The 15,368-nt window shown below is 66.7% G+C and carries 12 protein-coding genes; 7 read left to right on the top strand and 5 right to left on the bottom strand.

Annotated features, from left to right (window positions below; translation table 11 throughout):
* Positions 1-218 precede the first annotated feature (218 nt).
* Positions 219-1,238, top strand: coding sequence for a LacI family DNA-binding transcriptional regulator (locus IP68_RS03460; protein WP_054133551.1), 1,020 nt, complete (start codon positions 219-221; stop codon positions 1,236-1,238).
* Positions 1,239-1,372: 134 nt separating this feature from the next.
* Entirely contained in the window at positions 1,373-2,869 is a 1,497-nt protein-coding gene (locus IP68_RS03455; protein ID WP_054133550.1) for an MFS transporter, read from the top strand.
* Positions 2,870-2,872: 3 nt separating this feature from the next.
* Here IP68_RS03455 and IP68_RS03450 read toward each other — a convergent pair whose 3' ends face one another.
* The gene (locus tag IP68_RS03450) at positions 2,873-4,162 is read right to left on the bottom strand and encodes a sugar MFS transporter (protein ID WP_054133549.1); all 1,290 of its coding nucleotides are present in this window, start codon (positions 4,160-4,162) and stop codon (positions 2,873-2,875) included.
* A 252-nt stretch (positions 4,163-4,414) separates the two neighbouring features.
* Between IP68_RS03450 and IP68_RS03445 the strand changes: the two genes are divergently transcribed.
* The gene (locus IP68_RS03445; RefSeq protein ID WP_054133548.1) at positions 4,415-5,635 is read left to right on the top strand and encodes a GNAT family N-acetyltransferase; all 1,221 of its coding nucleotides are present in this window, start codon (positions 4,415-4,417) and stop codon (positions 5,633-5,635) included.
* Between the two features lie 19 nt (positions 5,636-5,654).
* On the opposite strand, the gene IP68_RS03440 is transcribed toward IP68_RS03445, so the two are convergent.
* From IP68_RS03440 to IP68_RS03430, 3 genes are all read right to left on the bottom strand, one after another.
* Entirely contained in the window at positions 5,655-8,075 is a 2,421-nt protein-coding gene (locus tag IP68_RS03440) for a YbcC family protein (RefSeq protein ID WP_054133692.1), read from the bottom strand.
* A 65-nt stretch (positions 8,076-8,140) separates the two neighbouring features.
* Positions 8,141-9,700: a proton-conducting transporter membrane subunit gene (locus IP68_RS03435; protein ID WP_054133547.1), complete on the bottom strand. Its 1,560-nt coding sequence runs from the start codon at positions 9,698-9,700 to the stop codon at positions 8,141-8,143.
* A gap of 114 nt (positions 9,701-9,814) precedes the next feature.
* A complete protein-coding gene (locus IP68_RS03430; protein ID WP_054133546.1) occupies positions 9,815-10,696 on the bottom strand; it encodes a LysR family transcriptional regulator in 882 nt (293 codons plus the stop codon).
* Between the two features lie 271 nt (positions 10,697-10,967).
* Between IP68_RS03430 and IP68_RS03425 the strand changes: the two genes are divergently transcribed.
* The 4 genes from IP68_RS03425 (at position 10,968) to IP68_RS20430 (ending at position 14,108) form a co-directional block, all read left to right on the top strand.
* The gene (locus tag IP68_RS03425; protein ID WP_197275708.1) at positions 10,968-12,032 is read left to right on the top strand and encodes a hypothetical protein; all 1,065 of its coding nucleotides are present in this window, start codon (positions 10,968-10,970) and stop codon (positions 12,030-12,032) included.
* Positions 12,033-12,036: 4 nt separating this feature from the next.
* A complete protein-coding gene (locus IP68_RS03420; protein ID WP_054133544.1) occupies positions 12,037-12,399 on the top strand; it encodes a helix-turn-helix transcriptional regulator in 363 nt (120 codons plus the stop codon).
* Positions 12,400-12,525: 126 nt separating this feature from the next.
* Positions 12,526-13,725, top strand: coding sequence for a molybdopterin-dependent oxidoreductase (locus IP68_RS03415; protein WP_231683665.1), 1,200 nt, complete (start codon positions 12,526-12,528; stop codon positions 13,723-13,725).
* A complete protein-coding gene (locus IP68_RS20430; RefSeq protein WP_054133543.1) occupies positions 13,725-14,108 on the top strand; it encodes a hypothetical protein in 384 nt (127 codons plus the stop codon). The genes IP68_RS03415 and IP68_RS20430 overlap by 1 nt, the downstream gene beginning before the upstream one ends.
* Positions 14,109-14,142: 34 nt before the next feature.
* Here the strand turns inward: IP68_RS20430 and IP68_RS03405 are convergent, their stop codons facing one another.
* Positions 14,143-15,246: a YeiH family protein gene (locus tag IP68_RS03405; RefSeq protein WP_082382081.1), complete on the bottom strand. Its 1,104-nt coding sequence runs from the start codon at positions 15,244-15,246 to the stop codon at positions 14,143-14,145.
* Positions 15,247-15,368 lie beyond the last annotated feature (122 nt).

Here is a 15,368-nt window from a genome sequence, read left to right as displayed (position 1 = left end):
TCACTCTCCCCAGGGACCCCGTCCAGCGTCTGGCGGGGATCAATTCATGGCGTCTGGACGGCTGCCAGAGCCGCCGGTTTTCAGATGAACCGGTCGGGCAGTTGAATAACCTTTGCAGGGCGATGACAAAAGGCATACGCATACGTATTCAACATTATGCAGACCAAAAGGCCCGGAAAACGGCGGTTTTGCCAGGGTTTGGAGAGGCGCGGGGCATCATGGGACGCAGGCCGACGTCATTCGACATCGCACAGCTGGCGGGGGTTTCGCAGCCCACGGTATCGCGCGCGCTCAGCGGAAATCCTTCGGTCAACGAACAGACCCGGCGGCGGATTCAGGCGATCGCAGCCCAGCTGAATTACTCGGTCGACAAGAACGCATCGTCGCTGCGCAGGCAGCAGGCGAACACGCTGGCGCTGCTGTTCTTCGAGGACCCGACGCCCGATGATTCGATGATCAATCCGTTCTTCCTCGCGATGCTCGGATCGATCACCCGCACCGCCTCGCGCGCGGGGTTCGACCTGCTGATCTCGTTCCAGCAGCTGTCGAGCGACTGGCATGTCGACTATCAGGACAGCCACAAGGCCGACGGCATCATCCTGCTGGGCTATGGCGATTACGAGGATTATCGCGCGCGCCTCACCCATCTGGTCGAACAGGGCACGCACTTCGTGCGCTGGGGGTCGCCCATGGCCAACGAGCCGGGGATCACTCTGGGATCGGAAAACCGCAGCGGCGGCTATGCCGCGACCCGGCACCTGATCGAGCGCGGACGGCGGCGCATCGGGTTCATCGGCACCGCATCGAGCCACGCGCCCGAGTTCGAGGACCGCTGGCGCGGCTATTGCGATGCGCTGGCCGAGGCCGGGCTGGAGGCCGACCCGGCGCTGCAGCGCAACGCAGTCACCTCAGAGGAATCGGGGCGCGAGGCGATGCTGTCGCTGCTCGAGGCGGGGGCGCCGTGCGATGCGGTGTTCGCGGCGTCCGACCTGATCGCGATCGGTGCGATGCGCGCGATTGCCGAACATGGCCTGTCCATCCCCAGCGATGTCGCGGTGGTCGGCTTCGACGATATCCCCGCCGCGAGCTTCACCAGCCCGCCGCTGACCACGGTCAGCCAGGATGTGAAGGCCGCAGGCGAGGCGCTGGTCGATACGCTGCTGCGCAAGATCCGCGGACAGACGGTCGAGCCTTATATGCTGCCGACGCAGTTGATCGTGCGCGGCTCGAGCGGCTGACCGGCCGGGTTGCACGGCCAAGTATACGTATGCGCTGATGTTGTGCGTCGTCGGTGGCTCTGCCACGGTCGGCCCGCTCGAAGACCCGGATCGACACGGGCCGGAGCGTATCGTCTGATCCCGGGGAGAGGCACATGATCGCGGAAAAACCGCGCAAGAGCTTTTGGCAGCTGTTCAACCTGAGCTTCGGGTTCTTCGGCATCCAGATCGGCTTTGCGCTGCAGAATGCGAACATGAGCCGCATCTTCCAGTCGCTGGGTGAAAGCCTCGACAACCTGCCCGCTTTGTGGGTTGCAGCCCCGCTCACCGGACTGCTGGTGCAGCCGATCGTCGGCCATTATTCGGACCGCACCTGGACCCGGCTCGGACGCAGGCGACCCTATTTCCTGGCAGGGGCCGTGCTCGCCGCGCTGTCGCTGGTGATCATGCCGATGGCGCAGTCGCTGCTGCTCGCCGCGATGATGCTGTGGATTCTCGATGCGTCGCTCAACATCTCGATGGAGCCGTTCCGCGCCTTTGTCGGCGACAGCCTGCGCAAGGACCAGCACACGCTTGGCTATGCGGTGCAGACCGCATTCATTGGCGCCGGAGCAGTGGCAGGGTCGCTGTTCCCCTATCTGCTGACCGCCGCGGGCGTCGCCAACACCGATGCGGCAGGCGGCGTGCCCGATACGGTGCGCTACAGCTTCTGGTTCGGTGGTGCCGCGCTGTTCGTCGCGGTGCTGTGGACCATCGTCACGACCAGCGAATACAGCCCCGACGAGATGCAGGCCTTTGCCGAGGCCGATACCGACGAGCCGCAGGCCCCGCCGATGCGCGCGCTCGCCGCGCGTGGCCCCGGCACCGCGCTGGCCTGGCTGGTAGCAGGCGTCATGGTCATCGCGCTGGTCTGGCGGCTGGCGCTCGAGAAGGAGGTCTATCTGCTCGGCGGATTGCTGGCGGCCTATGGCCTGATCAGCCTGGCTGCGATCCATCTCGCCCGCGCCGGACGCGACAACAACCTGCTCAGCCACATCGTCGGTGACTTCTCGGGCATGCCGCCGATCATGAAGCGATTGTCGCTGGTGCAGTTCTTTAGCTGGTCGGCGCTGTTCATCATGTGGATCTACACCACCCCGGTGGTCGCGCAGGCGATGTTCGCCACCACTGATGCGGGCAGCGCGGCGTTCAACGATGCGGGCAACTGGGTGGGGGTGCTGTTTGCCGTCTACAACGGCGTCGCGGCGATCGCCGCGCTGACGTTGCTGCCCTGGCTTGCGGCACGGCTGGGCAAGGTGCGCACCCATGCGCTGTGCCTGCTGTGCGGTGCGGCGGGCTTTGCAAGCTTCCTGGTCATCCGCGATCCCCAATGGCTGATTGCCAGCGAGATCGGCATCGGCATCGCCTGGGCCTCGATCCTCGCAATGCCCTATGCGATCCTCGCCTCCAGCCTGCCGCAGGCCAAGCTCGGGATTTTCATGGGGCTGTTCAACGTCTTCGTGGTGCTGCCGCAATTGCTGGTGGCGACGGTGATGGGCAGCCTGCTCAAGGCGTTCTTTCCGACCGAGCCGATCTGGACGATGGCGTTTGCCGCAGCCGTGCTGGCGCTGGCCGCGCTCGCCACCTTGCGGGTGCCCGAGCCGACGCGCTGACCCTTACGCGGCGGCCCGGCTGCGCATAGCATAGATGCCGAAGCTCGCGATCACCGCATAGCAGGCGATCGGCACCAGCATTGCAGCGGCAAGGCCCACGTTGTCTGCAGCAAAGCCGATCAGCACCGGAATGATCGCCCCGCCGACAATCGCGGTGCACAAGAGCCCCGATGCCTGGGGCGCCTCCGCGGTCATGCCTTCGGTGGCCAGGCTGAAGATCGTCGGGAACATGATCGAGTTGGCGAGCCCCACCGCGATCAGCGTCCACGCCGCCAGCGCCCCCGACGACAGCGCCGAGGTTGCGATCAGCGCGATCGCAGCGGCGGCAAAGCACAGCAGCACCAGACCCGGTTTCACCAGCCGCAGCAGCACGGTGCCCGCCAGCCGCCCGACCAGCGCGCCGAGCCAATAGAGCGCGAGCAGCCGCCCGGCCTCGACCTGGCTCAGACCCAGCACGCGCTCGTCGCCCAGATAGGAGACGAGGTTGCTGCCGATGCCGACCTCCGCGCCGACATACATGAAGATACACAGCACGCCGAAGGCGAGGCGCGGCCGACGCAGCAGCGCGAAGCTGCCCTCGAGCTTGACATCATCGACCGCCTGCCCGTCGAGCGCCTTGCGCCACAGCCAAAAGAACGCGGCAATCGCGGTCAGCACGACTGCAAGCCCGAGATAGGCCTGGCCGATGATCGCGGTCTCCTGCACCCGGATCGCCTTGAGCGACGCGGCGCTGAGCCCGGTCGCATCGACCGGCGTGCTGTCACCCAGGATCAGCTCGGCCCCGCCATAGACCATCACGAACACGCCGATCGAGTTGAACAATTGCGCGAAGGTCAGCCGGCTGTGCGCGGTCTCCGCCGGGCCCAGTTGCAGGATCAGCGGGTTCACCGCCACCTGCAGCAGCGTGATCCCGCCGCCGATCATGAACAAAGCGACGAGAAAGGAGATATACTGCCCCGAATAGGTCGCGGGCAGGAACATCACGCACGCCAGCGCCATGATCGAAAAGCCCAGCACCACCCCGCGCACATAGCCCAGCTTCTTCATCACCAGCCCCGCAGGGATCGAGAAGATCGCATAGCTGGTGAAAAAGGCGAACTGGACGAGGTTGGCCTGCATGTAGGAGAGCTGGAACAGCCCTTTGAGCTTGGGGATCAGCACGTCGTTGATGTTGGTGATGCCGCCGAACAGGAAGAACACCGCGATCACCAGCAGCTGCATCCGGCGGATGTCCGCCTGGCTCATCCCGGGACGCTGCGGGCTCCCGCCGCGATCGATGCTGCCCATTCCCATGCCTGACATCCGTCACCTCTCCCCGCCGCGCCCCGCTTTGCCGGGGGTCGTGCCAAAGCCGAAGAGTGCCGCACTCGCGGCCATCATGCGCCATGAATACGTATGTGCTGCAGCCGCGCGAGCGCCGGGGCATGACCGCCCGTCGCGCCAGGATCGGTCTTTGGCACCGCTCGTCCGTCTTGCCGGGTGTAAACTTTGGCTTATCTTCTTTCTGGCATAGGCTGGGTGTTGCCACCTTGCCGGGAGCCATTCATGCTGGAGATAAACCACAAGACCATGCTGGCCAATGCTGCTCCACTGGGAGCGATCGATTGTGCGGTGGTGCCGGGGGTGGCATCGGCAGTGGACCGGCTTGCGGCGCAGGCTCCCGCCAGCCACGCCTTCCTGCGCGCCGCCTGGTTCTGCCGCGGCGAGCCCGAGGCAATATCGACGCTGGTGGCGCGGCGCGGCGATGGCAGCGAAATTCTGGCCCTGCCGATGCGGCAGCTTGGCCCGGCAGGGCTGAAGGCGCGTGCGCTGGCAGGCAGCTACTGGCCGTTCCGCAGCGCGGCGATCGATCAGACTGCGGGGGTCGGCGACATGCGTGCCGTGCTGGATCATCCCGCCGCGCGCGCGGCGATCGGTCCGATGCTGCGGCTGGGGCCGATCTACCAGGACGACCGGCTGGCGCAGCTCGTGGTCGCCGCCGCCGAAGCTACCGGCTGGCACGTGCTGACCCGCGACATGGGGCAAAGCTTCATCCAGGATCTTCCCGGTCCCGGCGCACCCGATCCATGGCCCAGCAAGTCGCGCCGCAAGAAGATCCGCCGCATGATCGCGCGGCTGGAAGAGCTCGGGCCGCTGACTTTGCGCATCGTGCGCGGCGACGCCTGGTCGCGCCGGGTGTTTCATGATCTGGCGCAGATCGAGGAAAACAGCTGGGTGGGCAAGCGCACCGATCGCAGCGGCGCCAAGTTCCTCAACCCGCACATGCTGGCGCACTGGCAGCGGGCGGTGGTCGATCCTGAGCTGGCCGAGATGCTTGCCGCAACGCTGCTCTATGTGGGTGACAAGCCGGTGGCGTTCTCGCTCGATCTGACCTGCGGATCGCTGCAATATGGCATTGCCAGCAGCTATGACGATGCCTTCGCCGCATTTTCTCCGGGCCAGATCGTCACGCTGCATGGAATCGATGACAGCCTCGCGCGCGGCGTGCGCCAGATCGACTGGGGTGCGGGCGACAGCGGTTACAAGCAGGAGCTTGGCGCGCGGCCCGGTTCGCGAATCCACGACCTGCTGCTGGTGCGCAGCGCGACGATCGCCGCAGCGCTGCGCCCCAGATGGGAGGAATCCGCCGGATCGGGCACGCTCGCCATCGCCACCGGGCTCGCCGATGCGATCAAGGCCTCGGGCCTGCCATCGAGCGCCACGATCAAGCGGCTGCTGATGTCGGGCCTGACGCTGTCCGCAGCCGCCGCGCTGATGGTCGAGTGACCACGGCGCTGCGCCGCTATCACGCTGCCAGATCGCGCTCGATGACCGTCTGGCCGTCGCCATCCACGCGCTGCCAGTCGAGATCGCCGACATAGCGCCACGCGAACTGCCCCGCGTCATCCAGCGCCAGCAGGTGCAGCCAGCGGTTGTCGAACAGCGCGCGCACGCCCGGGTGCTTCTCCAGGATCGCGGTCATCGCCTCGACCGGGGCCTCGATGCACACGCTCAGCCGCAGTGGTTCGTGCACCAGGCTGCTGCCATCGTGCACCGACTGAAAGGGCAGCCCGGCGCGCATCGTGCCGCCATATCCTTCCACGACCCCGATCCCGCCGATGACGTTGTGGATCAGCTTGTTGCCGCCGCCGAACACCTCGGGCGCCACGGCCGAGCCGTAATATTGCAGGCTGATCCAGCTTGCGACCACCACCGGCGCGGTCATGATCAGCTCCAGCACGCCAAAGCCCTGATCCTGCTGCCATTCATAGTCATGCAGGAAGGCGCGACCCTCCAGGCTCCTGCCGCTGGTGCGGCTGCGCGGTGCGGCGATGAACGCGCGGCATCCTGCCAGCGCCCATTCGGGACGGATTTCCGCCCAGTCGCGGCTGCGGCGAGCAACGTCCGCAGCCGATCCGGCGCGCGGCAGGCGCAGCGCGCGCTCGCCGCGTGCGACCAGTCCGGCGCTCGCCAGCCACGTGCGCGCGCGGGCCAGATCGTCGGCATGCGCGGGCGAGGGATGGTCGCCGTCATAGATCAGCACGGTGTCGGTGGTGGTGTCGTGCAGCGCTGCCAGAAACAGCGTTTCGGCCGGAACCCGGATGCCCGCAGCCGCAAGCCCGCCGCGCACCGCGGGATCGTTCAGCAGGCTCGCCAGCAGCCGGGCGTTGACCTCGCCCGAATAGCCGCCGCAGGCGCCGCAGTGCAGACCGCTGGCGTGCGGATTGTTGACGACATTGGCGCCATGGCCGACCAGCAACACCAGCGGCGCAAAATCGGCGGTCAGCGACATCGCGCGCAGGATCGAACCGGCTGCAGCGATGCGATCCTCCAGGCTCAGCGCGGGATCGGGCCGCGGCATCGGATCGTTGGGCAGCCTGGTGCGCTTCAGTCCCAGCCCGTCGCGCAGCAGCTTTCCGAGATAGACCGGGCCTGCCGCCTCGACAAACGCGAAGGACGATACCGCCGCGAGCTTGAACCTCCCCCAGGCTCTGCGTGCGCGCGACAGATAGCGCGCGGCGCGATCATCGGCAGCGTCTTCCGAGCTGCCTGCGCAGCTGGTCAATTTGGGGTTCAGCAGCACCGGCAGCCGGTGTTCCGCCACATCCGAGGCAAAACGCCGGTGCGAAGCACCCAGACCGAAGAAGCCGGCAAAGCCCAGCGTGCGGATGCCGGGATCGACCGCCTCGAGCGAGCGGCGGAACACTTCGGAACGCACGTCGATGCAGAACGCCGCCTGCAGCAGCGGGGGGCCAGCAGGGTTGACGGGAGCACCGCCGGCAAGGATCTGGCCGATATCGCGCTGGCCCGCGCGCTCGGCGGCTTCCTGCAGGATGGCGTCGATCACCTGCTCCTCGCCGGGCAGCGCCGGGGCGGCATGCGATGCGACCACGTGCGTCCAGGCGTCGATGATGCTGGAGCGGTACTGCGCGAACAGCGCATCCTCCCATAACAGACGGATGCACAGGAAATCGGTGAGCGCGCTGTCATGCTCGCCCGCAAGTTCGGCCTGCCACAGCCGGTAGCGCGCATATTGCGCCCAGCCGCCAAGGCTCGCCAGCAGCGCGTGGAAATAGGTCGGCATCGCCTCTGTGGGCATCGATAGCCGGCCGACGCTCGCGGCCATGGCGTCGGCCGGGCTGTCGGGGGCTTCGGCGACAAAGGCGGCAAAGCCCTTGAGACCGACGATTTCGGGTGTCAGGTCGTGCGTCGCCACCGCCTGCCAGGCGCGCCATGCGCATTTGCCGCGCGGCGCGGCCCACAGCGCCTGGCCTTCGTCGCTCCACGCACCGGCCCAGGTGCCGAAGCGCTCGGCGATGACCGCGGGCCAGTCGATCCCGGAGACGCGGGCGGCCAGATCGGCGATCGTCGGCAGCGGGTCCTGACGGACATGCGGGCGCTGCGCGGCGAGCTTCAGCTCCGCGACCGAGGCGGGTCGCGGTGACGAGGTGCTGGCGGCCAGCGCCGCTGCCAGATCGGCATCGCTGATCGCACCGCTGGTGATCCGCTCGCGGTACCAGCTGCGCGGCATGGTCACCAGGGCATCGCTGATCCGGGCGAGCAGCGCGCCGGTCGCGGCGAGATCCAGATCGGATTGGCCGAGATAGGGGTTGACCGCCACGCTGGAGGCCAGCGGCCAGACCGGTGGGATGGCGCGCCCGGCGGTATCGGCCAGGGCTGCGATATCCGGCCCTGCCGGGGCGGTCTCGATCGGGGTGGTGTGCATCACGGCAATCTCCTTGTGGGTCGGCAGCGGGGTCACGGGTGGGTCACTGGCAGGTCACATGCGGGTCACAGGGGACGACGCAGCGCCCAGCCGCTCAGCAGCCGATCGAACAGCGCATTGGCATACAGGCCATTGGACAGATGGACCCTCAGGCCCGCCGCCGCGGGGTGATATGCCCACAGCGGGAACATCGACTGGGCAAAGGCGACCAGGCCAAAGCTCACCACCGCCAGGATGATCAGCACCCATTCCAGCGGGCCGGGGGCAGGGGTCGCAGGCAGCGTCCCCATCATCAGCCAGTCGGCCAGGATGTGCAGCATGAAATAACCCAGCGAGGCGACCAGCGAATAGGCGACCATCCGGCGCATCAGCGCCACCGGCGCGGCACCCGCGAGTCCCTGCGCCAGCAGATACGCGACGCCGAAGATCAGGATCGCACCCAGCGCGTTGGATTGTGGCGACTTGTCGGCAAAGCCGAACGCCCAGCCCATGGCGACATAGATGGCGATCGCAGCGACGAAGGCGCTGGTCACCGCTGCAGCGCCGGGGATGGCGACCGGGCCCGGCCGCCGCAGCGCCGCGATCCGCTCGACCGCGCCGCCCGAGGCGAGGAAGCTGTGCGCCTTGTACAGCGAGTGCGCGATGATATGCAGCATCGCCAGCGGGAACAGCGCCAGGCCGCACTGCATGATCATGAAGCCCATCTGCGCGACGGTGGACCAGGCCAGCGAGGTCTTGACCGCAGGCTGGGTGAGCATGACGAGCCCGCCGAATAGCGCGGTGAACCCGCCCACCATCACCAGCCCGGCCATGACCGCAGGCGACATCAGCATGACATCGGCAAAGCGGATAAGCAGAAAGCCGCCCGCGTTGATGACCCCGGCATGGAGCAGCGCGGACACCGGGGTCGGCGCCTCCATCACTTCGGTCAGCCAGCCGTGCAGCGGGAATTGCGCGGACTTGAGGATCGCGGCGAGCGCAAGGCCCAGCACCGCAACGGTGACGCCTGCGCCCCCCTGGCCATCGCGTGCGGCATCAAGGATGGTGATGATATCGCCGGTGCCATAGAGCGCCGCGAGCAGCGCGACCGCGCCGATCAGCGCGGCATCGGCGACGCGAGCGGTCATGGCCTTCTTGCGCGCGACGCGCTGCGCGGCGGCGCGGTGCGGATAGAACAGCAGCAGGCGGTGCAGGCACAGGCTGGTTGCGATCCACGCCAGCGCCAGCTGCACCAGATTGCCAGCCAGCGCGAGCAGCAGCACGCTTGCCAGCGTGAATGCCAGCCATGCCTGGAAATAGGCGCGGCGGGGCTCTTCGGCCATGTATGTGCGCGAATAACGCAGCACCACCCAGCCGATAAAGGCGACCAGCACCATGATCGGCAGGCTCACCGCGTCCAGACGGACCGACAGCCCCGCCTGGTGCCACACCAGCAGATCGGTCGTCGCTGGCCCGGCGCGGACGATCTGCGCCACTGCTGCCACGCCGAGCGCGAGGCATGCCAGCATGCCCGCCTCCAGCACCAGGCCGGTCACCCGGGCGTGGCGGTCTCCAGCGATCAGTGCCACCAGTCCAAGGCCTGCAAAGCCAGCTATCGCCAGGGCGAGGCAAATCGCTATGTCCATTGTCTTTCCGTCTCCGTGCCGCCCCGTGGGGAGCGAAGCGATCGCATCCGGATAACGCGGGTCGGATACTTCGGAAAATACAATGAAACTAAGATTTGGTTCTTGAAAAAAGAACTAGCCGATTTTTGCGATCTCGAGCAGCTGGTCCACCAGCGGGTGGGGGAAGCGCCGCGACTGGGTCATCGCATAGAAGGATTCGGTAAGGCCGGGGATCACCATGATCTCGTGCAGAAGCCCCGCGCTGAGCTCGTCGCGCACCACGATCGGCGGCACCACGCCGATTCCGGTGCCTGCGCGCAGCAGCAGCCGCAGCATCGCCATGTCATCGGCTTCTGCCACGATATTGGGCAGAATTCCCAGCCGGTCGACCATCAGGTCGAAATCGGCGCGCATCCCGCTGTCCTTGGCGGGAAGCACCAGCCGCATGGTCACCAGCATGTCGCGCAACGTCATGCGCGCGACATCGACCCGCTGCGGCCCGATCAGGCTGACCGGCGCCTGATCGACCAGATGCGCCACCCAGTTGGTGCTGCTGTCGCGGAAAGGCAGGCGGTTGGTCAGCAGCACGTCGAGCTCGTGCGCCTCCAGCGCCTTGACCAGATCGCGCGGTGAACCCGACCGGATCACCAGATGCACGTCATCGCGGCCCACCATCGGCGCCAGGAAGCGCATCTGGAAGTTGCGCGACAGCGTCGAGAGCGCGCCGACGCGCAGATGCCGCCGGCTCGCGCCGCTGCCACCTGCGAAGGTCGCCATCATCTCGTTAGCGGTCTCGAACATGCTGTCGGCATAATTGAGCGCGACCCGTCCGGCTTCGGTCAGTTCGAGCCTGCGCCCGCGCCGCTCGAACAGCTGATGGCCGACGCTTTCTTCGAGCAGGCGGATCTGGGTCGATAGTGCGGATTGCGACACGTTGAGCCGGCGCGCGGCGTTGGTGAGATTGCCGTCATGCGCGACCGCATGAAAATAGCGCAGGTGTTTGAAATTGAGGTGCATGGCGTCCCGGATTCCAATTCAATTCCCGAAATACGAACGATTAATCCATTTTATTGAATTTCCTCGATGAGGGCAATCCGTTTAGGCGAACAAGGGTCAAACGTTCCATACGAGGTTCCCCACCATGGAAGCACGCCCCGAACAGCCTGATCTGCCCGCCAACTCCCCCCAGGCTGTGGATGGCTGCGCCCCTGACCGGATGTCCGCAGTTCCATCCGGTCAGGGGATATCTGCGCGCCCCCGCCCTGCGCACGGCCCCATGCTCAGCCTGGTGGCAGGCTCTGTCCTGACGCTGGGCCAGACGTCGCAGCCGGTGCCCGGCGACTGGCAGCAGGCGCTCGACCGGCTGGCCGCCTGGCTCGATCTCGACATCAGGCTGATCCCTGTCCGGCCGGTGGGTGAACTGCGGCGTGCGGCGGCCTGGGCCTCTTCGATTGCGAGTGCAGCCACCGTTCCGGTTTTCGCGCCATGGCAGGCTGTTTCACCGGTCGCGCTTCAGGGCGGCGGCCACGCGTTCCTGCCGCGGGCCTCTTGGGTCGCAAGCTACCTGCACGACCAGGGGGCGGGCAAAAAGCTCAAGGCGGGCGGGCTGGATGTCATGCTGATGTCGCCGCTGCCCGCAGCCTGCCCGGTCGATGACGAATGCAGCGCGCCGATGCCCCGCGCCGATGCGATGCAGGCCATGCTGCAGGCAGCGCGGCAGGAAGGACGCAGCCGCGTTGCCATCATCGTCGATTCCCGGCGCCGCAACCCCATGGTGCGCCGCCTGCTGATCACGGGTCGTCCCGCGGCCCGCGACGATCTGCAGATCGAAGTTCTGACCATCGAGGACGCCTTGTGCCATCTGGTGCGGCATGCAGGCCGATGGGATGCGATTGTGGTGCTGCCCGATCTGCGCAGCCTGGTCTTCGCGATGCTTGCAGAAACCACCGGCATCCGCAGCCCCTGGCCGATGCTGTGGCATCAGCGCGATTTCAGCGGCGTGTCGGGCGAAGCGCTCGACGAGGCGGATGCGGTGCTGCCGCTCAACGCCCCCTTGCTGGTGCAGGCTCTGGCGCTGGCTGCGTCTCAGGCTGGCATGCGCCAGGCAGCGCACCGGCTGCAGCAGGGCACGGCGCGCGTCTGGGATTGCGGCATCATCACCCCGGGCAGAGGGTCGGTCGCGCCCTATGTCACCGAAGTCAGCGATCAGGAGTTCATCGCGCAGATGTGCGAGGGGATTGCCGGTTCGCCGCGCAAGCCAGCGCCATGGCGCGCGATTGCCCCTGTCCAGACCGCAGCGCGGCCGGTAGCCCGCCCCGCATTGCGCCTCGTTTCCGCCATTACAGGTCAATAAGCCCATGCCAAGCCGCCAGATTGTCGCCAACGAACTCGCCACCGTGCTGCGCCAGATATCGCACCCGGACCGCATCCGGCTGATCCAGAAGCTGCGGGTGGGCGACCAGACCGTTAACGAGATGGCCGCCGCGCTCGATATCACCCCCACCCGGCTGTCACAGCATCTTGCGGTGCTGCGCGCGCTGGGGCTGGTCGAGATCAAGTCGATTGGCCAGAACCGGTTTTACCGGCTCACCCAGCCGCAGCTGGCTCTCTGGCTGATCGAGGGTATCGATTTCATCGCCCATCGCATCGGCCGGGTGAGCGAAAGCGACATGGAGCACGCCAAAAGGCTGTGGGAGCTGGATTCGGTCGGCGCGCACTAAACAGTAGCGTCGCTTTTTCGGCTTCGAACGAGATTCCGCAAATCCTGCCGCCTATGACTAACGGTGGACATACGCTGCGTGCTGCGCAAAAAGGGATGCCAACCCGATATGCGCAGCGGAGGCAATGTGAGCGATTTTGACCGTCGACTGTTCCTGGCCGGAGCCGGTGCGGCGCTGCTGGGCGCCACCACCCGGGACACGCCGGGCCATGTGACGCTGCCGTTCGGCAATGGCACACGGCCGCTGGTGCGGATGCCCGGCAAGCGGGAGATGATCCTGCTCACCACCCGTCCGCCGCAGCTCGAAACCCCGTTCGGCGTGTTCGATGAAGGCCTGATCACCCCCAATGACGCGTTCTTCGTGCGCTATCATCTCTCGGGCCTGCCCAGCGAGATCGATCCGCGCAGCTTCCGGCTGAAGATCGGCGGGCATGTTACCGCGCCGCTGGAGCTCACGCTCGAAAGCCTGCAGCGCGATTTTCCGGTCACCGAGATCGTCGCGGTGAACCAGTGTTCGGGAAACAGCCGCGGGTTCGTGACCCCGCGCGTCGGCGGTGGGCAATTGGGCAACGGCGCGATGGGCAATGCGCGCTGGCGCGGCGTCGCGCTCAAGCACCTGCTCGCCAAGGCGGGTCTGCGCGAAGGCGCGCGGCAGGTCACCTTCAACGGCCTCGACAATCCGCCGATCGATACCGTTCCCGATTTCGTCAAGGCGCTGGATATCGATCACTCCATCGATGGCGAGGTGATGGTCGCGTTCGCAATGAACGGCGCAGACCTGCCGTTCCTCAACGGCTATCCGCTGCGCCTGGTCGTCCCCGGGCATTTCGGCACCTATTGGGTCAAGCATTTGAACGAGATCAACGTCGTCGATGCGGACTTCGACGGATACTGGATGAAGACCGCCTATCGCATTCCCGACAATGACTGCGCCTGTGTCGAGCCTGGCACCAAGCCCGACAAGACCGTGCCGATCGGCCGCTTCAATGTGCGCTCGTTCCTCACCAGCCATGCCGATGGCGCGAAGGTTTCCGCCGGGCAGCCCACAGAGCTGCGCGGCATCGCGTTCGCCGGGGGCGACCCGGTGAAACAGGTGCTCGTTTCCGCCGATGATGGCCGCAGCTGGCAGGCGGCGCGGCTGGGCGAGGATGCGGGGCGCTATTCGTTCCGGCCATGGCGGCTGGGCGTGCCCCTGGCCCGGGGGCGGCATGCGATAAAGGTGCGCGCGGTCACGGCAGGCGCAGAGACGCAGCCGTTCGACGCGCGCTGGCAGCCTGCGGGCTATATGCGCAATGCCGTTGAAACCGTGCAAGTGGAGGCGGTGTGATGGGACCGGGTGGACAGAACGCCGCAGTGGCAGGGTTCGTCGTGGTTGCCGCGCTCGCGGTGCTGGCGGTGTTTCCGCAACCAGGGTCCGGGGAGCGCGCGCAGCCGCCATCCTCGCTGGAACCGGTTGCGTTCACGATGCCGCAGGAAACCACGCCGCCCGAACTCGCCGATGCGGGCGCCGAGCTGGTGGTCTCGACCTGCTCGGCCTGCCACTCGCTCGAGTACATCACCACCCAGCCGCGCGGCATGGGCGACAAATTCTGGCACGATTCGGTCGCCAAGATGATCAAGGTCTATGGCGCGCCGATCGAACCTGCGGACGCAGAGGCGATCGGCGACATCCTTGCCGACCGCTTCGGCCAGGCAACCCAGCTGCCGTGAATGCGCGGGGATGTCCCCGTTTCACTCCAGCGGATCAGTTGATCAGCATCACCGCCGCGAACGAGGCGAGCAGGCTGACCAGCGTCGCGATCGCCACGGGAATGGCGGGGCGGATGCCGGTTTCCATCAGCAGGTCGAGCCGGCTGCGCATCGCGGTGGCGATCACCGCGATCAGCAGCAGGCCCTTCGAGACGCTGAGCGCGAAATCGCGTGCGGGCGCGGGGATCGCGACCATCGAATTGAGCAGCACCACGCCGAAGAACGCGACAATGAACCACGGCAGCGCCAGCCGCTTCCACAGCGGGCCACCCTCGGCCTTGCCTGCGCCGCCGATCAGCAGCCCGGTGATGATCACCACCGGCGCGAGCAGCGCGACGCGCGACAGCTTGACGATCGCGGCATAGCTGCCCGCGGCTTCAGAAAACGCATAGCCGCCGCCGATCGCCTGCGCGACGTCGTGGATCGAGGCGCCGATCAGAAAACCTGCCTGCTCGTCGGTGAGGTTCAGATATTCGGCGAGGATAGGGTAGAGCGACATCGCCAGCGCGCTCGCCAGCGACACCACGACCAAAGTGATCGCGAACTGCGACTGGCTGACCCGCTCGCGCCCGATGATTCCATAGAGCGCCATCGCCGCGCTCGCGCCGCAGATCGCGGTCGCGCCGCCCGCGAGGATGCCGGTATAGACCGACTGGCCGACCAGCCGCGCACCGACGATCCCGGCCACGAAGGTCAGCGTCATGATCGCAGCGAGCGCGGCAAAGGGCTCCGGGCCCAGCGATCCGATCTGGTTGAAGGTGACCTGCAGCCCCAGCAGCACCACGCCGAAGCGCAGGCAGGTGCGCGAGGCGAAATCGAGCCCCATATGACTGCGCGGATCGCGCGCGACAAAGCTCAGCGACAGCCCGATCAGCAGCCCCAGCAGGATGATCGGGAACATATAGTGTTCGGACAGCCACGCTGCCGCTGCGGCGGCAATCGCGCAGATGACCAGTCCCTGGAAAACGGTTTCGCGCGGTTTGGCGGGCTCCGAAGGGGTCTGGGATGTCGGTTTGGGGCCGGCATCGGCCAGATACATCTCGCCGAACAGGTCGCCTGCCGCGGGCAGCGAATCCCAGTCAATCTCCTGCCGTTTCACGCGTGGCTCTCCCTGACCTGACCACAAAGTATGTCCTTCGGTGTCATATAAGGCTTTTCTTACGCTCGGGAGCGGCTATCGTGCAAGCGAGAAGCGCGGCATAAGCGTGCACCACCGGGAGG

The sequence above is a fragment of the Blastomonas sp. AAP25 genome (assembly GCF_001295965.1).
Taxonomy (GTDB): Bacteria; Pseudomonadota; Alphaproteobacteria; order Sphingomonadales; family Sphingomonadaceae; genus Blastomonas; species Blastomonas fulva.
Note: the sequence above shows the minus strand (reverse complement) of the source record. Positions and strands in the feature narration are given on the sequence as shown.